14 protein-coding genes and 2 pseudogenes are annotated in these 18,969 nt (G+C 73.6%); 6 read left to right on the forward strand and 10 right to left on the reverse strand.

Annotation, left to right across the window (positions count from 1 at the left end; genetic code table 11):
- Positions 1-149 precede the first annotated feature (149 nt).
- The 3 genes from A8W25_RS09430 to A8W25_RS09440 form a co-directional block, all read right to left on the reverse strand.
- Entirely contained in the window at positions 150-1,223 is a 1,074-nt protein-coding gene (locus A8W25_RS09430) for a prenyltransferase (RefSeq protein ID WP_067158558.1), read from the reverse strand.
- Complete coding sequence (locus A8W25_RS09435; RefSeq protein WP_067158560.1) at positions 1,220-1,972, reverse strand: class I SAM-dependent methyltransferase; 753 nt, start codon at positions 1,970-1,972, stop codon at positions 1,220-1,222. The genes A8W25_RS09430 and A8W25_RS09435 overlap by 4 nt, the downstream gene beginning before the upstream one ends.
- 91 nt (positions 1,973-2,063) lie before the next feature.
- Positions 2,064-3,374, reverse strand: coding sequence for a glycosyltransferase family 4 protein (locus A8W25_RS09440; protein ID WP_067158561.1), 1,311 nt, complete (start codon positions 3,372-3,374; stop codon positions 2,064-2,066).
- Between the two features lie 287 nt (positions 3,375-3,661).
- Here A8W25_RS09440 and A8W25_RS09445 point away from each other — a divergent pair, with 287 nt between their 5' ends.
- Both A8W25_RS09445 and A8W25_RS32140 read left to right on the forward strand, forming a co-directional pair.
- Complete coding sequence (locus A8W25_RS09445; protein ID WP_067158563.1) at positions 3,662-4,285, forward strand: TetR family transcriptional regulator; 624 nt, start codon at positions 3,662-3,664, stop codon at positions 4,283-4,285.
- Positions 4,286-4,509: 224 nt separating this feature from the next.
- Positions 4,510-4,998 (forward strand): annotated as a pseudogene (locus A8W25_RS32140) (LuxR C-terminal-related transcriptional regulator); the annotation flags it as partial.
- On the opposite strand, the gene A8W25_RS35540 reads toward A8W25_RS32140, so the two are convergent.
- From A8W25_RS35540 to A8W25_RS09470, 6 genes are all read right to left on the reverse strand, one after another.
- Positions 4,924-6,732: an ABC transporter ATP-binding protein gene (locus A8W25_RS35540; protein ID WP_324616195.1), complete on the reverse strand. Its 1,809-nt coding sequence runs from the start codon at positions 6,730-6,732 to the stop codon at positions 4,924-4,926. The pseudogene A8W25_RS32140 and the gene A8W25_RS35540 sit on opposite strands and share 75 nt — an antisense overlap.
- Positions 6,714-8,396, reverse strand: a complete 1,683-nt coding sequence (locus tag A8W25_RS09455) for an ATP-binding cassette domain-containing protein (RefSeq protein ID WP_067160909.1) — start codon at positions 8,394-8,396, stop codon at positions 6,714-6,716. Before A8W25_RS09455 ends, A8W25_RS35540 begins: the two co-directional genes overlap by 19 nt.
- Positions 8,397-8,523: 127 nt before the next feature.
- Positions 8,524-8,661: a SapB/AmfS family lanthipeptide gene (locus A8W25_RS33315; RefSeq protein ID WP_107470643.1), complete on the reverse strand. Its 138-nt coding sequence runs from the start codon at positions 8,659-8,661 to the stop codon at positions 8,524-8,526.
- A 41-nt stretch (positions 8,662-8,702) separates the two neighbouring features.
- Positions 8,703-11,336, reverse strand: coding sequence for a class III lanthionine synthetase LanKC (lanKC, locus tag A8W25_RS09460; protein WP_067158567.1), 2,634 nt, complete (start codon positions 11,334-11,336; stop codon positions 8,703-8,705).
- Between the two features lie 636 nt (positions 11,337-11,972).
- On the reverse strand, positions 11,973-12,206 hold the full coding sequence (locus A8W25_RS09465) for a ferredoxin (protein WP_067158569.1): 234 nt from the start codon (positions 12,204-12,206) through the stop codon (positions 11,973-11,975).
- Positions 12,206-13,711 carry an aldehyde dehydrogenase gene (locus A8W25_RS09470; protein WP_199831709.1) on the reverse strand — a complete coding sequence of 502 codons (1,506 nt, stop codon included), beginning with the start codon at positions 13,709-13,711 and terminating at the stop codon, positions 12,206-12,208. Before A8W25_RS09470 ends, A8W25_RS09465 begins: the two co-directional genes overlap by 1 nt.
- 182 nt (positions 13,712-13,893) lie before the next feature.
- On the opposite strand from A8W25_RS09470, the gene A8W25_RS09475 reads away from it, so the two are divergent.
- The 4 genes and pseudogenes from A8W25_RS09475 (at position 13,894) to A8W25_RS09490 (ending at position 17,680) form a co-directional block, all read left to right on the forward strand.
- Positions 13,894-14,994 (forward strand): MBL fold metallo-hydrolase, encoded by a 1,101-nt coding sequence (locus A8W25_RS09475; protein WP_067158571.1) that lies wholly within the window; start codon positions 13,894-13,896, stop codon positions 14,992-14,994.
- Positions 14,995-16,111 (forward strand): annotated as a pseudogene (locus tag A8W25_RS35545) (ATP-binding cassette domain-containing protein); the annotation flags it as partial.
- A complete protein-coding gene (locus tag A8W25_RS09485) occupies positions 16,108-16,965 on the forward strand; it encodes an ECF transporter S component (RefSeq protein ID WP_067158574.1) in 858 nt (285 codons plus the stop codon). The pseudogene A8W25_RS35545 and the gene A8W25_RS09485, both read left to right, overlap by 4 nt.
- Before the next feature lie 289 nt (positions 16,966-17,254).
- Positions 17,255-17,680 carry a transglycosylase SLT domain-containing protein gene (locus tag A8W25_RS09490; protein ID WP_067158576.1) on the forward strand — a complete coding sequence of 142 codons (426 nt, stop codon included), beginning with the start codon at positions 17,255-17,257 and terminating at the stop codon, positions 17,678-17,680.
- Positions 17,681-17,795: 115 nt separating this feature from the next.
- Here A8W25_RS09490 and A8W25_RS09495 read toward each other — a convergent pair whose 3' ends face one another.
- Entirely contained in the window at positions 17,796-18,896 is a 1,101-nt protein-coding gene (locus tag A8W25_RS09495; protein ID WP_067158571.1) for an MBL fold metallo-hydrolase, read from the reverse strand.
- Positions 18,897-18,969 lie beyond the last annotated feature (73 nt).

An 18,969-nucleotide genomic window follows, 5' to 3' on the forward strand; every position in this document is an offset into this window, starting at 1 on the left:
ACCTCCGGGGACGTTTCTGCCTCCCCGGCAGCGTCACGCGGGCGGCGTCGCGCGGCCACCGGGGCGGGTCCGTATGGGGCGCGAAGGCGTTTTCTCGGGGGCTACGCCCCCAAACCCCGAACCCGGGTGGGGCCCCAAAGCCCGGGGGGCTAGGCGCAGCAGTCCGGTGCCAGGCCCCGCGGCAGCCGGTCCCCCGCGAACACCGCCGCCGTCGCCTCGTCCCCGCCCAGCGCCGCCACCGCCAGCAGCAACGACCCCGCCGTCCACGTCGTGAGCTCCTCCGGCCACACCGCCCGGTTGCCCTCGAACACGTAACCCGTCCAGTACAGGCCGTCCCCGGCCCGCAGGTGCTGGATGGACTGGAGGATCTCCAGCGCGCGGTCGGACTCGCCCATCACCCACAGCGCGAGCGCGAGTTCGCAGCTCTCGCCGCCCGTCACCCACGGGTTGGGCAGAACGCAGCGCACCCCGAGCCCGGGCACCACGAACGCCTCCCAGCGCGACTCGATGCGCGCCTTCGCCTCCACGCCGCTCACCGCGCCGCCGAGGACCGGGTAGTACCAGTCCATCGAGTAGCGGGACTTGTCGAGGAAGCGCTCGGGATGGCGGGCCACGGCGTGCGCGAGCGCGCCCGTCGCCAGCTCCCAGTCCGGCTGCGGCTCCTCGCGCTGCTCGGCGATGGCCAGCGCGCACCGCAGCGCCTGGTGGATCGAGGAGCTGCCGGTCAGCAGCGCGTCGGTGACGGGCGTGCCGTCCTCCTCGCGCTTCCACCCGATCTGCCCGCCCGGCTGCTGAAGCCGCAGCACGAACTCGACCGCCGCGAACACGACCGGCCACATCCGGTCGAGGAAGGTGTCGTCGCCGGTGGCGAGGTAGTGGTGCCAGACCCCCACCGCCACGTACGCGACGAAGTTGGTCTCCCGCCCCCGGTCGGTGATCTGCGCGAAGTCGCCGTCGTGGTACGCCGCGTACCAGGACCCGTCGTCGTTCTGGTGCCGCGCCAGCCACTCGTAGGCGCGCGCCGCGGCCTCGTGCTCGCCCGCCGCGTCCAGCGCCATCGCGGCCTCGGTGTGGTCCCACGGGTCCAGATGGTGCCCGCGGAACCACGGTATGGCGCCGTCCTCGCGCTGCACGGCCAGGATGCCGGCCACCGTGGCGGCGGCCTGCCCGGCGGTGAGCACCCCCGGCAGGACGAGGTGCTCGGTCCGCTCCGGTGAGGTCACTTGGCGTCGACCCCGTCGGTCACGGCGGCGGAGACCAGGTGCGGCTTGGTCGCGTACGCCACGAAGCTCTTGCCCACGATCGGGTTGAGCGCCTGCTCCGCGAGCCGGGTGACCAGGGGCTTCTTCATGATGTCCCAGACCAGCAGCTTGTGGTACGCCCGCACCGGCAGCGCCTTGTCGTTGTCAACGCCGAAGGCGCACTTGAGCCACCAGTACGGCGAGTGCAGCGCGTGCGCGTGGTGCCGGCCGTACGGCTTGAGGCCCGCCTCGCGCATCTTGGCGAGCAGCTCGTCCGCCTTGTAGATGCGGATGTGGCCGCCCTCGACCTCGTGGTACGCGTCGGAGAGCGCCCAGCAGACCTTCTCCGGCCCGTAGCGGGGCACGGTGACCGCTATCCGGCCGCCCGGCTTGAGGACGCGGACCATCTCGGCGAGCACGCCCTTGTCGTCCGGGATGTGCTCCATGACCTCGGAGATGATCACGACGTCGAAGGACTCGTCGGGGAAGGGCAGGTTGAGCGCGTCGCCCTCCATGGCCGTGGCGGTCGCCCCCTCGGGCGCCTCCCCGGCCTCCTTCATCGCCGCGAACCACTTGGCGACCTCGCGGATCTCCTCGCCGTTCTGGTCGAGCGCCACGACCTGCGCACCGCGCCGGTAGCACTCGAAGGCGTGCCGTCCCGCGCCGCAGCCCAGGTCGAGCACGCGGTCGCCCGGGGCGAGCGGGAAGCGGGAGAAGTCGACGGTCAGCACGGGGTCTGCCCTTTCGGATGGAGATCAGCTGCGGCCGCGGAGCGGCCGGGGTTCCCGGGCGCGGAGCGCCCTGGTGCTCTGGGGGGCCGGGTCACCCGGCCCGTGCCGTTCTGCCCGCGATCGCGGAGCGATACAGCTCGGCGGTGCCCTCGGCCGCCCGGGCCCAGGTGAACCGCTCCAGCACCCGCTGCCGCCCGGCCGCGCCGAGCCGCGCGCGCAGCTCCGGGTCGCCGAGGAGGCGTACGAGACCGGCGGCCAGCGCCTGCGGGTCGCCCGGCGGGACCGCCAGGCACGTCTCGCCGTCGGGCCCGGCCACCTCGGGGATCGCGCCGCCGGTGGTGGCCACCAGCGGCGTCCCCGTCGCCATCGCCTCGGCGGCCGGCAGCGAGAACCCCTCGTACAGCGAAGGCACACAGCTGACCTGCGCGGACCGTACGAGGTCGACGAGCTCGGCGTCGGTGATGCCCTTGACGAACCGGACCGCGTCGCCGAGCCCGTACTTCTCGATGGCCTGGGCGACCGGCCCGTCCTCGGCACGCTTGCCGACGACCACCAGATGCGCCTCGGGGTGCTCGGCGCGCACCTTGGCGAGCGCCTCGACGAGGAAGACGAGCCCCTTGAGCGGCACGTCCGCGCTGGAGGTGGTGACGATCCGGCCGGGCACCTCGGCCACCGACGGGTCGGGCGACCACAGGTCGGTGTCGGCGCCGATGTGCACCACGCAGATGCGGTCCTCGCGCACCCCGAGGTGCTCGACGATCTCGCGCTGCGAGGAGCCGGAGACGGTGAGCACGGACGGCAGCCGCCGCGCGACCCGCTTCTGCATCCGGGTGAACCCGTACCAGCGGCGTACGGAGGAGCGCCGCTTCCAGTCCCCTGCGGCGTCCAGCTCCAGCTGCCGGTCGACGGTGATGGGGTGGTGGATCGTGGTGACGAGGGGGGCGCCGAGGTCCGCGAGCAGGCCGTAGCCGAGCGTCTGGTTGTCGTGGATGACGTCGAACTCGCCCTTGCGGGCGGCGAGGTGGCGCCGGGCCCGCAGCGAGAACGTCAGCGGCTCCGGGAAGCCGCCGGTCCACATGGTGGCGACCTCAAGGCCGTCGATCCAGTCCCGGTACTCGTCCTTCTTGGGCGTGCGGAACGGGTCCGGCGAGCGGTACAGGTCCATGCTGGCGAGCTCGGTGAGCGGCACGCCCTCGTCCAGGACGGGGTACGGCTGGGCGCCGATGACCTCCACGCTGTGCCCCAGGCGGGCGAGTTCGCGGGAGAGGTGGCGTACGTAGACGCCCTGGCCGCCGCAGAACGGATTGCCCTTGTACGTCAGGAGGGCGATCCGCAGCGGGCGGTCGCCCGCACGGGCCGGCTCCCCTGCGCGGGGGCTTGCCTCTACGGCCTCTGCGGTCACTCGCGGCCCCTTCATCGCTGCGTTTTCGCCGGAGCGTAACCGCTCGCGCTAATCTAGAACAAGTTCCAGACTTGATCCTTCTTGATCTCCCGGGGGAGCCTCAGGAAGCTTCGAATCTACCGGCAGGTAGCGCGCGTGTGAGGGCCGGATCAGGTGATTCGCGCCACCACTGGGGCCCCTGCCATGCTGTGCGCCCGGAAACGGGCCGCCAGGGGCGCGGGAACCGCACGGGACTCGCGCGGGGCCCGCACGGGGAACAGTCGGCATCGGATGACGGAACGGGACAGATGACAGCGGAAACCAAGGCAGCCATCTCTGCGTCGCCCGCCCTGACCGAGCGCCAGGAGGCGCGCCGCCGCCGCATCCTGCACGCCAGCGCCCAGCTGGCCAGCCGGGGCGGCTTCGACGCGGTCCAGATGCGTGAGGTCGCCGAGGCCGCGGGGGTCGCGCTCGGCACGCTCTACCGCTACTTCCCTTCCAAGATCCATCTGCTGGTCGCCACCATGCAGGACCAGCTCCAGCATCTGCACTCCACGCTCCGCAAGCACCCGCCCTCCGGCGACTCCTCCGCGCAGCGGGTCGCCGAGACGCTGATGCGGGCGTTCCGCGCGCTCCAGCGCGAGCCGCACCTCGCCGACGCGATGGTGCGCGCCCTCACCTTCGCCGACCGCTCGGTCAGCCCCGAGGTGGACACGGTCTCCCGGCAGACCACCGCGATCATCCTGGACGCGATGGGCCTGGACCACCCGACGCCGCAGCAGCTCTCGGCGGTCCGCGTGATCGAGCACACCTGGCACTCGGCCCTGATCACCTGGCTGTCGGGGCGGGCCTCGATCGCCCAGGTGAAGATCGACATCGAGACGGTGTGCCGGCTGATCGACCTCACGGCCCAGGACGACGTGTCGACCTGATCCGGCTTTGCGCCCGGCGCGCGCGTACCGTCGGCACTACCGCCCCGCGCCTACGCCGTGCGCCGTGCGCGCCCCCGTGCCACCCCGTGGCTGATAATCCGGCTTCCCCTGCCCCGGGCCGCGGATAGAAATGTTTCGCGTGCCGAAGGAAGGCAACCGGTAGGCGGGGAGCTGGAGGGGGCTGAAACGTGATCCGGGTACTTCTCGTGCACGATGCCTGTTTGATGCGGTCGGCGCTGGCCGACCGCCTGGGCCGGGAACCCGGCCTGGAGGTCCATCACGCGCCCTGGCGCAGCGCACCCGCCCGCGCGCGGGTCCTGCGGCCGGATGTGTGCGCCGTGGACCTCGACTGTTCCGACTCGTACGGGATCGCACCGCTGGGGGACTTACAGAGCCGGCACAACGGGTCGCGGGGCTCCCGGCTCGTCGTGCTGGCCAGCGCCAACCGGCCCGGGCCGCTGCGCCAGGCCGCGGAGGCGAACGCCCTGGGCTATGTCGACAAGGACGCCACTCCGGAGCGTCTCGTCGTGGCCATAAGACGGGCCGCCGCAGGTCAGCGGTTCGTCGACGACTCGCTGGGCTACGGCTTCCTGCGCGCGGCCGAGATGCCGCTGACCAGACGGGAGCTGAGCGTGCTCTCACTCGCCGCCGAGGGCGCCTCGATCGCGGACATCGCGCACAGTCTCCATCTGTCCAACGGGACCGTGCGGAACTACATGGCGGCGATCACCCGCAAGACCGGGGCCCGCAACCGCGTGGACGCCATCCGTATCTCCCAGGGCGAGGGATGGGTGTAATCCGGTCAACTCCCGGTAGAACGCGGACTGGTGGAGCAGACCGTCGTGCGTCCCGTGCTCCGCGCCGGCGCCGTCGAGCACCAGAACCTGCCGGGCCCGCCGCGCGGAACCGGTCCGGTGCGCCACCACCACCAGGGCCGTCCCGGGCCGCCGGGCGAACGCCCGCTCGGCCCTCGCCTCGGCCGCCGGGTCGAGATGGCAGGTCGCCTCGTCGAGCAGGACCAGGGGCGCGGGGGCCGCGTACGCACGCGCGAGCGCGATCAACTGCCGCTCCCCCGCCGAGAGTTCCGACGGCGCCACGGTCGCGTCGAGCCCCCCGATCCGGTCGACGAGCTCGCGCGCGCCCACGGCCGTACAGGCGGCGATCAGGCCGTCGTCGCCGGGTGAGTCCTCGGGGCCGTCCGGGCACAGATAGCTGAGGTTGGCGCGGACGGTGTCGGTGAAGACGTACGCCTGCTGGGGCACCAGGACCCGCGCGCATCCGCGTAAAACCTCGCCGCTGTCCGGGGCCCGTACCCCCGCCATGAGCTCGGCCAGGGTGGACTTGCCGATTCCGCTGGGGCCGACGACCGCGAGGTGCCCGCCGTGGGGCACGGTCAGGTCCAGGCCGTCGACGACGGGCGCGGCGCCCGGCCCGTACGCGAAGGTGACGCCCCTCAGCCGTACCGCCTCGTCCGGCCCGGGCTCACCGGCCGGGTGCGCGGGCTCCTGGGTGTGCGCCCCCTGCGCCGTCAGCCGCCGCAGCACCACGAACAGCCGCGCCCCCGAGGTGCCCAGGCCCTGCATCAGGGACTGCAGGGCCGGGATCAGGGACTGGGTGAGATAGGCGAGGGCGCCCACGAACGCGCCCGGGGTGACGCCGTGGTCGAGCAGCCAGGGCGCCGCCACGAGCAGCAGCACCACGGTCAGCCGGCCGCCGATCCCGGCCGCCAGGGTGCGCAGCACCCCCCAGCGGGCCAGTGCCCGCGAGGCCCGGAACTCGGCGTCGATCCGCTCCTGTACGTCCGCCGCCACCCGGTCCTGCGCCCCGGCCGCCGTGATGTCGCGCAACCCGCCCACCGCCAGGCCGAGTTCGGCGGACAGTGCCTCGTCGGCGGCGAGGAACACCTCCTGGCGGCGGGCGAGCGGGCGCAGGGTGGCGAGGAACAGGGCGAGGGAGGCGGCCAGCGGCAGCGCCACCACCGGCAGCAGCACCGGCGCCAGCGTGCACAGCCCGATCAGTGCGCCGACCGCCGTGACGACGAAGGTGCGCGACACCATCACCAGTCCGGCGAGCGTGTCGCGGGCGATCTCCACCTGGTGGGTGAGCCGGGAGACCGCCGCCCCGTCCGGCGCCCGCAGCGCCCGGCGCACCACCCGGCGTACGAGGTCGTCGCGTACGGGCTCGACGAGCGCGGCCACCGCCAGATGCACCCGGCCGGTGCCGAAGGATCCGGCGACCACACCGAGCGCCGCGAGCCCCAGCCAAGCGAGGCCGGTCCCGGTGTGGCCCGCGAGGAAGCCCCGGTCGAGCGCCCGCGCCAGCGCATAGCCGAGCAGGAACGTCTCCCCCGCCTCCAGCGCCGACCAGAGGGCGAGCCGGAGCAGCGCCCGCCATCGGGGGCGCGCGAGTTCCAGCAGCCGCCGCCCCTTCACCCGGCTTCCTCCCACTCCGGCTCCTCCGCGAACACCGCGCGGTATTCGGGCAGCCGCCACAGCTCCGCGTGCGGGGCGAGCGCGCGCACCGAGCCGCCGTCCAGCCACACCACCAGATCGGCGCGGGCGGCCGTGGTCACCCGGTGGGCGACGATGAGCCGGGTGCCCGGGGTGAGCTCGTCGAGCAGGGCGCGGGAGACCTTGCGCTCGGTCGCGGAGTCCAGGCTGGAGGTGGCGTCGTCCAGGATCAGCAGCCGCCCGCAGTGCGCGAACGCCCTGGCCAGGCCGAGGCGTTGGGCTTCTCCGCCGGACATCGGGGCCCGGTCGCAGGGGGTGTCGTAGCCGAGCGGCAGTCTGCGGACGAACTCGTCGGCGCACGCCGCCCGCGCGGCCGCCCGCACCTCCCGGGGACCGGGTTCGTCGACGCCGAACGCGATGGTGGCGCCGATGGTCGCGCCGAGGAGCGCCGGGCGGGCGAAGGCGTGGCCGACCTCGCGGCGCAGCGCCTGCCGGGAGAGCTCGGGCAGGGGCACGCCGTCGACCAGGACCGTGCCCCGGTCGGGGTCCGTGAGCCGGCCCGCGACCGCCGCCAGGGCGGTCTTGCCGCTGCCGGAGCGCCCCACCACGGCGGCCACCGCCCCGCCGGGGACATAGAGGTCGACGTCGTTCAGGGGCCCGGTGCGGACGCCGCGGAACTCCAGCGCGCCTGATCCTTCGGGCAGTTGGCGTGTTCCGTACGTCATGGCGGGCGGGTCGAGGGCCTCGGCCAGGCGGTCGGCGGCGTTGCGGCCGCGCACCAGGCCGTTGAGCTGGCCGACCAGCACGCCGGTGCCGGTGGCGAGGACCGCGTACCGCCAGGCGGCGAGCATCCCGCCCACGCTCAGCGCGCCGTCCGCGAGCCGCAGCCCGGCGACCGCGAGCACGGTGAGCTGGAGCAGCGGGAGCAGGGCGGCGGCCTGGGCGGTGGAGCGGCCGGTGACCCGCCACATCCGGTAGCCCTGGCGGGAGAGTTCGGGCAGCGGGGCGAGGATACGGGCCGCGTCACGGTCGGCGTTCCGGGCCGCCGCGATGGTGCGGGCGCCGTCCACCGCCTCGGTGAGCCGCCCGGCGATCTCGCCCTGGGCGCGCAGATAGGCGGCGCCCACATCGCCGGACCTGCGGACGAACACCTTGAGCAGCAGGGCGAGTACGGGCATCCCGGCGAGCAGCGCGAGGGCCGTCCACCCGTCGGTGAGGGCGAGCGCGACCAGTCCGCCGACCGGGGTGAGCACGGCGGCGAGGGTGGCGGCGAGGGTGGCGGGGACGGGGCCGGCCTGGGCGGCGTTGCCGACGAGCCGGGCCACCAGGTCGCCCTCGGGGAGCCCGGCGCGCGGTCCGGCCGCGAGCACCCGGCCCAGTACGCGCCCGCGGATCCACGCGGTGGTGCGGGCGTTGGCGGTCGCGGTGACCAGGCCGTCGAGGGCGCCGAGCAGGACGGTGGCGCCGGTGAGCGCCGCGCACAGCGCGAGCCAGGGTCCGGCGGCCGCCCGGTCGTCGCCGAGCAGCAGGTCCAGGGTGCGGCCGAGCGCCCAGGGAAGGGCCAGGCCCGCCCCGGCGAGGGCCGTGGTCAGCAGCAGGACGAGGACGGCGGGTGCCGCGCCGTACCGGACGGTCTCGCGGAGAAAGGGGCGCTGAGCCAAGGGGCCCTCCGGGGCGCGCGTGCCCCGGGCGGAGAGCAGATCCGCCCGGGGCCGCGTCACACAGTTGATCAGTTTCGATCAAGGTTGATCAGGTGTAACAGGGATTGATCAGGGTGGTTCGTGTGTGTCAGAGGCAGAGCAGGTTGCTGTGGGAGCTGTGCTTGTCGCACAGGAGCAGGCTGAGGCTGCTCTCGTCGCCGCCACCGCCACCGCCGCCACCGGTGGTCTCGGGAACGTCCATCTTCTGCAGGTCGAGAAGTGTCATGGCCATCTCCTTCTGTAGGGACTTTCTTCGTGGGGACGGGTTCACCGTCCGGCCCCTCGCGGGGCCGTCTTGGGGGCCACCGGAAGCGGTGGCAGGAAGGGCAGCCCCGCGGGGCGCCTTCGGGTGGACGCGGCGGCGGGCAGGGAGCCCAGGGCGAGCAGACAGCCCGCCGTGCCGGTCGCGAGGTCCATGGAGAGCCGCATCATCTGGTTGCCGGGGAAGGCCAGATGGCCCTCGTACGGCACGGCGTACCAGGCGAGCGCCGCGCTCTGCGCGTCCAGGTCGTCCCGGGCGGCGCGGGTGCGGGCGAGGTGCAGCACCATGCCCGCGCGGCCGTTGAACAGGCCCGGCTGGGCGTAGTACCGCAGCCGCGCGGTGGGCAGGATCGCGGCCCTGGCGTCGGCGAACTCCTCGTCGTACCGGTGCGCCAGATAGTCGTCGAGCACCATCGCGATGCCGACGCCGCCCGAGCCGAGGTAGGGCATGGTCCGTACGCCCTCGTCGACCTGGAGGGCGCCGGAGCGGTCGGTGACGCAGCGCGCGAGGTCGCGGCGGAGGAACTCGGCGGCGTGGTCGAGGAGCGCGGGCTCGCCGGTGTGCTCGTAGAGCCGCAGGAAGAGCAGGGCGGGGCCGCTGGCGCCGTGCAGCAGCCCGGCGCGCCGGCGCCCGCCGCCCTCCTCGGGCTCCTGCTCCCCGGCGATGATCCAGGCCGCCTCCAGGGCCCGGTCGCGCAGATCGGCCTCGCCGGTGGTGCGGCCGAGCGAGTCCAGGGCGAGCCCGAGTCCGGCCAGGCCCCCGTGCAGCCCGGGCGCGAGCCGCTGCCACTTCTCGTCGAGCACCCGGTCGACCAGGTCCAGGGCGCGCTCGGTGTGGCCCAGCCGGTCGAGCACGTACGCGACGCCGCTCAGCCCGTCGTAGAAGCCCAGCGGGCAGCCGGAGGGCGGCTGTTCGGTGCGGCGCAGCAGCCACTCCTCGCCGTCCCGGTACCGCGCGGCGCCGGTGACGTCCAGGGCGTAGAGCACCCCGGCCGCGCCGTACGCGACACCGAGGCCGCCGCCGTCCGCGAACTGCGAGATGTCACCGGGGAAGAGCCGGTCCTCGCGCTCGGGCGTGGCGGAGGCGAGGATCGCGCGGACCATCGACTCGCGCCCGGCGGGCCACTCCTCGGGCCGCACCGGCAGATAGGGCCGCCGCAGGGGCGCGTCCGCACCCCTGATGACCCGTACCGCCTCCTCGAAGAAACCTTCCGGCACAGCGGGGAACTGGCTCGCCGCGACCGTCGCCAGATGCGCCGCCTTGTCCCGGTCGACCACGAGCAGCGTCGTCATCGGCACGAACAGGGCGAGCCGCAGACAGGCCAGCGCGTACCGGTCGACCTCGAAGCCGGTGCGGTCGCGCGGGGCCACGAACCCGGGGTGCGCCATCGTCTGCCCCTGGTGCTCGTCCACCGGCACCGCGCCCTCGAAGTCGAGGAGCCGCACCGAGACCTCACGGCCGTCGTCCGCCTCGCCCTCCTCCGGGCCGACCATCACGTTGAACATATGCAGGTCGTTGCAGACCAGACCGCGCGAGTGCACCGCCTCCACCGCCCGCTCCACGGCCCGGTGCACCGCGAGTGCCCAGGTCGTGTACGAGGCCACCGCGTCCGGGTCGGGGTCGACGGCGAGCAGCGGGTGGCGCTCGGCGAAGAACGCGTTCAGCGTGCGCCCCTCCAGGAAGTCCATGACGAGGAAGCGGTGGTCGCCCAGCTCGAACCAGTCGCGCGCCTCCGGCGCCACCCCGAGCCCGGAGAGCCGCTCCAGGGCCGCCTTCTCCCGCTCCAGCCGGGTGACCGCGTCACAGCCGTCGGCGGCGAGCCCCGCGTACGGCCGGGCCTCCTTCAGGACGACCTTGCTGCCGTCGCGGGTGTCCGTCCCGGCGTACACACCGCCGCCGTTGGAGAAGTGCAGCGCCCGCTCGATGCGGTACGGCAGGTCGCCCACGGTCGTCGCGTTGCGCGCCTCCAGCTGGGGCCGCAGGAACGGGGGCAGCGCCACCCACTCGGGCACCTGGAACGCCGGGTCCCTGCGGTCGGGGACCAGCTCGCCCCGGGCGTTCTCGATCGCGGGCACCAGCGCCCCGCCCTCGCCGACGCAGTGCCGCTCGACGAAGCCTCCGTAACGTACGTACAGGGGACCGGAGTTCCAGCGCAGATCGGTGAGGATGTACGGGCCCGGCTCGCCCTCCAGCAGCTCGCCGAGCTCGTTCAGTATTCGCTCCAGCTCGTCCACACCGGACGGGTAGATCGTGGCGAACTTCCCGCTCGAACCGCGCCCGGCGTACTTGGAGTTGCGCAGGTGCAGTGGCTGGCGGCCCGGCACGAACTTGAAGGGAATGGCTCTGGGGACGCAGTACTCCCACACCTGCGCCGCCGCCTTCTCGGCGTTGTCCAGACACGCCGAGACATGGATCTTCCACCCCTGGCGGGGGCGGCCCGGGCGCGGCTCGCCGGCCTCGTCGACCGGGCTGAAGTGGAGCCAGTCCCCGGAGAGGGAGGAGTGCCACCCCTCGGGGACCGGGCGCTGGGCCGCCTCGAACAGCGGGACGGACTCCCCGGTCCTGGCCGAGGACAAGCGGTCCGGAGTCTCGTAGAAATGCCTGTCGGCCAGGCAGAAGACCTCGTACCGCTTGTCCATCGCTTCCCCCCTCGGTGGCGTGGCAACGAAGGTGCCACGCCGGCCGGGGGCCGGACAGTCGCATGTGTCATGCGGCCACTGTGCGGTACGCATGCGTCAACCTGTGTTCGAACGGGGGTGGACGCCCGCGCCCCGCTTTGGCCCGGGGTTCACCTGCGGGCCGGTGGGTGGCCGCTTGCGCAGTTCCCCGCGCCCCATTTCTTGCCCGGGGTTCGCCTGCGGGCCGGTGGGGGGCCGCTCGCGCAGTTCCCCGCGCCCCATTTCTTGCCCGGGGTTCGCCTGCGGGCCGGTGGGGGGCCGCTCGCGCAGTTCCCCGCGCCCCTGAAGCCCTGGTTCGCCTGCGGGCCAGTGGGGGCTGAGCGCGCAGTTCCCCGCGCCCCTTAAAAGGGCCGTCGTTCGCCTGCAGGTTGTACTCGGTTGCTCGCGCAGTTCCCCGCGCCCCTAAAGGCCCGTGGCTGAGCTGGGTTCTCAGGCTGCCGCCAACCCCCTAAGGGGCGCGGGGAACTGCGCGAGCGGCCACCCACCGGCCCGCAGGCGAAGTCCGGGCACGACAGCCCCCACCGGCCCGCAGGCGAAGTCCGGGCACGACAAGCCCCCACCGGCCCGCAGCCGAAGTCCGGGCACAAAAACCGCGCGTCACTCCTCGGGGGGAAACACGGGCTCGCCCGAGTCGCGCAGGGTGATGCTGATCGCCTCGACCGGGCACCCCTCGGCCGCGGCGAGCACATCCTCACTCGCGGACGTCTCCGCGCCCCGCGGCCGCGACTGCCGCGCCGTGTCCAGCGCGAAGGACCCCGGCGCGGTGTTCACGCACATGCCCGACCCGATGCAGACACTCCGGTCGACCTCGACGTGCCAGCGGTCCCCCATCACTCCTCGCCCCCGGGCCCGGCGTAGCCGGCCGGCAGGTGGATCATCTTGTGCTCCAGGTACTCGCTCAGCCCCTCGGGCCCGAACTCCCGCCCGAGGCCGGAGTTCTTGTAGCCGCCGAACGGGCCGAACATGTCCAGGCTGAAGGTGTTCACGTTGAAGGTGCCGGTGCGCACCCGGCGGGCGAAGTCGACGCCGTGCCCCACGTCACCGGTCCACACGCTCCCGCTGAGCCCGTACTCGGAGTCGTTGGCGATCCGCAGCGCCTCGGCCTCGTCCTCGTACGGCAGCAGGCAGATCACCGGCCCGAAGATCTCCTCGCGGGCGATCCGCATGGAGTTGTCGACGCCGCCGAAGAGCGTCGGCTCGACGTACCAGCCCCGGTCCCGCCCGGCCGGACGCCCGCCGCCCGCGAGGATCTTGGCGCCTTCCTCCTGGCCGATCCGGATGTAGTCGAGCGAACGCTGCTGCTGGCGTTTGGCGACCAGCGGGCCGACCTGGGTCGCCGGGTCGAGCGGGTCGCCGACGACCAGCTGCCCGGCGGCCGCCGCGAACGCCTCCGCGAACTCGTCGTAGCGGCTCGCGGGCGCCAGGATCCGGGTCTGGGCGACGCACGCCTGCCCGTTGTTCATCCACGCCGCCGGGACCACTCCGGCCACCGTCGACGCCAGATCGGCGTCCGGCAGGACGACGGCGGCGGACTTGCCGCCCAGTTCCAGCGTGACCCGGGTGAGGTTGCGCGCGGCGACCTCCATCACCCGCCGGCCCGCCGCGACCGACCCGGTGAAGGAGACCTTGTCGATCCCGGGGTGCCCGACCAGGTACTCGCTGACCTCGCGGTCGGCGGGCAGGATCGAGAGCACGCCCTCCGGCAGCCCGGCCTCGCGCGCGATCTCGCCGAGTATGTACGAGTCGAGGGGCGTCTCCGGCGACGGCTTGAGCACCACCGGACACCCGGCGAGCAGCGCGGGCGCGAGCTTGGCGGCGGCCACGAACTGCGGGACGTTCCACGGGACCACGGCCGCCACGACCCCGACCGGCTCGCGCCGGACCAGGATCGGCCCGAGGACCCCGTCGCGCCGCTCCTCGTACGGGAAGTCACGGGCCACGGTGATCGCCGCGTCCCAGACCATCATCGCGCCGAGCGCCTGCGCGAGGACGCTCCAGGAGTACGGGGAGCCGTTCTGCGCGCTGATCGAGCGGGCGATCTCCTCGTGGCGCAGGGCGATCGCGTCCTTGATGCGGGAGACGACCTCGATGCGCTCGGCGAGCGGCAGCCGGGGCCAGGGCCCCTCGTCGAACGCCCGGCGGGCGGTGGCGACGGCGTGGTCGACGTCGGCCCGGGAGGCGTGCGGCACCCGGCCGATGACCTGCTCGGTGTGGGGGGAGACCACCTCGATGACGTCGGTTCCCCGGGGGTCGGTCAACTCCCCGCCGATATAGAGCTGTACGTGCACGACGGGCTCGACGGGCTCGTTCTCCAGATCGTTCATGGCATCGGTCATGGCGTGGCGCCTCCCGCTCCGGTCCGCTCCGGACCGCTTCTGACGGCATCTCCGACAGCTTCACTGACAGCTTTTCTGACGGCATTTCAGATCTGCCTGAACTGATACCAGTTCCCCTATCAGGAGTCCACGGCCCGGCAGGCCCCTTGAGGCCGGACTGAAACACGTTCTACTGTGGCGGCATGACGCAGGTGACACGGGGGCGGGCGCGGGTGGCCGATCACGGCGGGGGCGTCCGGTCCATCGAGGTACCCATCCCGGACAACCCCCTGGGCCACACGCTGGTGTACGTGGTCGACACCGACCGGGGCCCGGTCCTGGTCGACACCGGCTGGGACGACCCGGCGTCCTGGGACACGCTGGCCGACGGGCTGCGCCGGATCGGCACGGACGTCGCGGACGTGCACGGCGTGGTGCTCACCCACCACCACCCCGACCACCACGGGCTCTCGGGCCGGGTCCGGGAGGCGTCCGGGGCGTGGCTCGCCATGCACGCGGCGGACACGGCGGTCGTCCGGCGCACACGGGAGGCCGAACCCGGGGCGTGGCTGGACTACTTGGCGGCGAAGCTGGCGGCGGTGGGGGCGCCGGAGTCGCATCTGGGGCCGCTGCGGGAGGCTCGGGCGCGCCGGTCGGGGCGGGTGCTGCCGGGTCTGCGGGCGGCGCTCCCGGACCGGGAGATCGTCCCCGGCGACCTCCTCCCCCTCCCGGGGCGGCGGCTGCGGGCGATCTGGACGCCGGGGCATACGCCGGGCCATGTCTGTCTGCACCTGGAGGAGCGGCATCCGTCCGGCCGGCCGGGCCACGGCCGCCTGTTCTCGGGCGATCACCTGCTGCCCGGGATCACTCCGCACATCGGGCTGTACGAGGACCCCGACGCGGCGACGGAGACGGACCCTCCCCCAAGCTCTCGACTTCGCTCGAACAGGGGGGACCCCCTCGGCGACTACGTGTCCTCCCTGGAGCGGGTGGGCCGCCTCGGGGTGGCGGAGGTCCTGCCCGCCCACCAGCACGCGTTCCCGGACGCGGCGTCACGGGTCCGTGAGCTCCTGGCCCACCACGAGTCCCGCCTGCGGGACCTGCTGACCCTGCTGTCCTCGGAACCGCTCACCCCCTGGGACCTGGCGGTCCGCATGGAGTGGAACCGTCCCTGGGCGGACATCCCCTACGGTTCCCGCAACATCGCGGTGTCGGAGGCGGAGGCGCATGTACGGCGGCTGGTGAAACAGGGGCGGGCGGAGGCGATACCGGGGACACACCCCCTGACATACCGGGCGGTGTAGCCCCACCCGCCCCCACTCCTGGGCACCCCGGCCGAGATCATGGCGACGTCCCCGGTCCACCCCCCGGTGGTGGCCCTGGGCCGCCTGGCGGGCTGGACCCCGCTCCCCTTGTCGGTACGAGACGCCCGCCGCAGGGCACACGACCTGCGGGCGACCCTCTCCACGCACCTCCCGCAGCCGCCGACGGCGAACGCGCCCCACGAGGGGGCCCGCGCTTCCGCTCCCGCGGAAACCGGTGGAGCGGGTGGTTGCGACAGCCCGGCCGCAGGCCGGGTGCACCCCCACCGCCCCGCACCCGAAGGGACCGGCCTCCGAGCCGCGCTCGCCCGCCTCCGGGGCCGCGGCACCCGGCAGGCACCGGGCGGCACGCCCACCGCCACCGTCAAAGACCTCGGCGTACGCCGAGCCCGTATCGAGGCCCTGCGCCACATGGACCTCACCGTCAGCCCCGGCGAGACCGTCGCCCTCATGGGACGGAACGGCGCCGGCAAGTCCACCCTCCTGAACACCCTCGTCGGCATGATCGAACCCACCACCGGCACGGTGACGGTCAACGGCCGCACCCCCCACCGCACACCCCCGGGCGACCTGATCCGCGAGGTCGGCCTCGTCGCGGGGGCCCCGCGACCTGCTGTACGCGGACACGGTGGCGGCCGAGTGCGCGGCGGCCGACGCGGACGCCGGGACGCGGCCCGGCACCTGCCGCGACCTCGTCTCGGTCCTCCTGCCCGGCGTCCCCGACGACACCCACCCCCGCGACCTCTCCGAGGGCCAGCGCCTGGCCCTGGCGCTGGCGATCGTCCTGACGGGCAGGCCCCCGCTCCTCCTCCTCGACGAACCGACCCGGGGCCTGGACTACGCGGCGAAGGCCCGCCTCGCCGACGTCCTGCGCGACCTCGCCGCCGAGGGCCACGCGATCGTCCTGGCCACCCACGACGTGGAGCTGGCCGCCGAGATCGCCCACCGGGTGGTGATCCTGGCGGACGGCGAGGCCGTCGCGGACGGCCCGACGGCCGACGTGGTCGTCTCCTCGCCCTCCTTCGCCCCCCAGGTCTCCAAGATCCTGGCCCCGGACCCGTGGCTCACGGTCACGCAGGTACGCGAGGCCCTCGCATGACGGCGCACCCCCACACCCGCCAGGCGAAGGCGGTACGCCTGGGCCCGCGCGGGGTGATCGCCCTCACCCTGATCACCCTCGTCGGCGTCGCCGCCTTCGGCTGGCCGCTGCTCGCCGACGAGAACTCCGGGCTCGCCCACTCCCAGGACGCCCCCTGGCTCTTCGCCGCGCTCCTGCCCCTCCTCGTGGGCGTGGTGGTCGCCACGATCGCGGACGAGGACGACGGCATGGACGCCAAGGCCGTCGCGATGCTCGGCGTACTCGCGGCGGTCGGCGCCGCCCTGCGCCCGCTGGGCGCGGGCACGGCGGGCCTGGAGCCGATGTTCTTCCTGATGGTCCTGAGCGGCCGCGTCCTCGGCCCGGGCTTCGGCTTCGTGCTCGGCGCGGTCACGATGTTCGCGTCCGCGCTGCTCACGGGGGGTGTGGGCCCCTGGATGCCGTTCCAGATGCTGTCGATGGGCTGGTTCACGATGGGCGCGGGCCTGCTCCCCGGCCGACACCGCCTCCGGGGCCGGGGGGAACTGACCCTCCTGGCGCTCTACGGCTTCGTCGCGTCCTTCGCGTACGGCACGGTGATGAACCTCCAGGGCTGGACGTACATCGGCGGGATGTCGTCCGGGATCTCCTTCCACCCGGGTGACCCGGTGGGCGAGAACCTGCTGCGCTTCGCCGCGTACTGCGCGACGACGTCGCTCGGCTGGGACCTGGGGCGGGCGGTGCTGACGACGGTCCTGACGTTCGCGCTGGGCTCGACCGTACTGAAGGCACTGCGCAGAGCCACCCGGCGCGCGGCCTTCGAGGCCCAGGTCACATTCGAGGGGTCCCCCGGGGTGAGGCCCCCCACAGGACCTTAGTCCCCTACGACCCGGAATAGTGGCTTTACAGGCCCTGTACAACCCCACAAACAACCCACCCGACCAGGCATTCTTTCCTCAGCTGCGCCCCGGGCCGTGACACCTCCGATGCGAGGACCACTAGTAACAGGGGTCGTTGCGGAGGCCTCTCGGGGTGGCTAAAACTGGTCCAGTCGCCGGGCACCGCCTGGCCCTTCACCGGGCCGCGGAACCCCAGGCAGGACGAACCCCCGCTTCTCCCGAGGAGCATCCGCACGCTCTCCGGAGCCGCGACCTGCCCGCGACGCCCATGTCCCCGACGTTAGGTTCCTCTGTGTCGCTCGCCGCCCGTCTCGCCGCCCGCAAGACCTCTATCGCCGCCGGTGCTGCCACGCTGCTCGCCGCCGCCGGTGTCGCGGTGGCCGCCGTTCCCGCCCAGGCCGCCCCCATGGGCGCCCAGGACGTGGCGAAGCAGATGATCCCGAGCGCCGCGCAGTTCCAGTGCTTCAGCAACATCGTCAACCACGAGTCCGGCTGGGACATCCACGCCTCCAACCCGTCCAGCGGCGCGTACGGCCTGGTCCAGGCGCTGCCCGGCTCCAAGATGGCCACCAAGGGCTCCGACTGGCAGACCAACCCCAAGACGCAGATCGCCTGGGGCCTGGACTACATGAACTCCCGCTACGGCAGCCCGTGCGGCGCCTGGAACTTCTGGCAGCAGAACAGCTGGTACTGAGCCGCACCACCGCTCGACCAGCTGAGGTACGCAGAGCTCCCCGGTAGGAACGCCTACCCGGGGGGCTTTGTCGTACATTCGCCTTTGAGGCCGTGGGGTGCGGGGCGGGGTGGGGCTACACCGCCCGGTATGTCAGGGGGTGTGTCCCCGGTATCGCCTCCGCCCGCCCCTGTTTCACCAGCCGCCGTACATGCGCCTCCGCCTCCGACACCGCGATGTTGCGGGAACCGTAGGGGATGTCCGCCCAGGGACGGTTCCACTCCATGCGGACCGCCAGGTCCCAGGGGGTGAGCGGTTCCGAGGACAGCAGGGTCAGCAGGTCCCGCAGGCGGGACTCGTGGTGGGCCAGGAGCTCACGGACCCGTGACGCCGCGTCCGGGAACGCGTGCTGGTGGGCGGGCAGGACCTCCGCCACCCCGAGGCGGCCCACCCGCTCCAGGGAGGACACGTAGTCGCCGAGGGGGTCCCCCCTGTTCGAGCGAAGTCGAGAGCTTGGGGGAGGGTCCGTCTCCGTCGCCGCGTCGGGGTCCTCGTACAGCCCGATGTGCGGAGTGATCCCGGGCAGCAGGTGATCGCCCGAGAACAGGCGGCCGTGGCCCGGCCGGCCGGACGGATGCCGCTCCTCCAGGTGCAGACAGACATGGCCCGGCGTATGCCCCGGCGTCCAGATCGCCCGCAGCCGCCGCCCCGGGAGGGGGAGGAGGTCGCCGGGGACGATCTCCCGGTCCGGGAGCGCCGCCCGCAGACCCGGCAGCACCCGCCCCGACCGGCGCGCCCGAGCCTCCCGCAGCGGCCCCAGATGCGACTCCGGCGCCCCCACCGCCGCCAGCTTCGCCGCCAAGTAGTCCAGCCACGCCCCGGGTTCGGCCTCCCGTGTGCGCCGGACGACCGCCGTGTCCGCCGCGTGCATGGCGAGCCACGCCCCGGACGCCTCCCGGACCCGGCCCGAGAGCCCGTGGTGGTCGGGGTGGTGGTGGGTGAGCACCACGCCGTGCACGTCCGCGACGTCCGTGCCGATCCGGCGCAGCCCGTCGGCCAGCGTGTCCCAGGACGCCGGGTCGTCCCAGCCGGTGTCGACCAGGACCGGGCCCCGGTCGGTGTCGACCACGTACACCAGCGTGTGGCCCAGGGGGTTGTCCGGGATGGGTACCTCGATGGACCGGACGCCCCCGCCGTGATCGGCCACCCGCGCCCGCCCCCGTGTCACCTGCGTCATGCCGCCACAGTAGAACGTGTTTCAGTCCGGCCTCAAGGGGCCTGCCGGGCCGTGGACTCCTGATAGGGGAACT

Source organism: Streptomyces sp. ERV7 (genome assembly GCF_001653515.1).
In the GTDB taxonomy this organism is placed as follows: Bacteria; Actinomycetota; Actinomycetes; order Streptomycetales; family Streptomycetaceae; genus Streptomyces.

Excerpts from the sequence above, each read along its gene's own strand:
- A8W25_RS09465 (WP_067158569.1), bottom strand. The coding sequence starts at position 12,206 with ATGGGGGACCGCTGGCACGTCGAGGTCGACCGGAGTGTCTGCATCGGG.
- A8W25_RS09445 (WP_067158563.1), top strand. The coding sequence starts at position 3,662 with ATGACAGCGGAAACCAAGGCAGCCATCTCTGCGTCGCCCGCCCTGACC.
- A8W25_RS09485 (WP_067158574.1), top strand. The coding sequence starts at position 16,108 with ATGACGGCGCACCCCCACACCCGCCAGGCGAAGGCGGTACGCCTGGGC.
- A8W25_RS09495 (WP_067158571.1), bottom strand. The coding sequence starts at position 18,896 with ATGACGCAGGTGACACGGGGGCGGGCGCGGGTGGCCGATCACGGCGGG.
- A8W25_RS09490 (WP_067158576.1), top strand. The coding sequence starts at position 17,255 with ATGTCCCCGACGTTAGGTTCCTCTGTGTCGCTCGCCGCCCGTCTCGCC.
- A8W25_RS09475 (WP_067158571.1), top strand. The coding sequence starts at position 13,894 with ATGACGCAGGTGACACGGGGGCGGGCGCGGGTGGCCGATCACGGCGGG.
- lanKC (WP_067158567.1), bottom strand. The coding sequence starts at position 11,336 with ATGGACAAGCGGTACGAGGTCTTCTGCCTGGCCGACAGGCATTTCTAC.
- A8W25_RS09470 (WP_199831709.1), bottom strand. The coding sequence starts at position 13,711 with ATGACCGATGCCATGAACGATCTGGAGAACGAGCCCGTCGAGCCCGTC.
- A8W25_RS33315 (WP_107470643.1), bottom strand. The coding sequence starts at position 8,661 with ATGACACTTCTCGACCTGCAGAAGATGGACGTTCCCGAGACCACCGGT.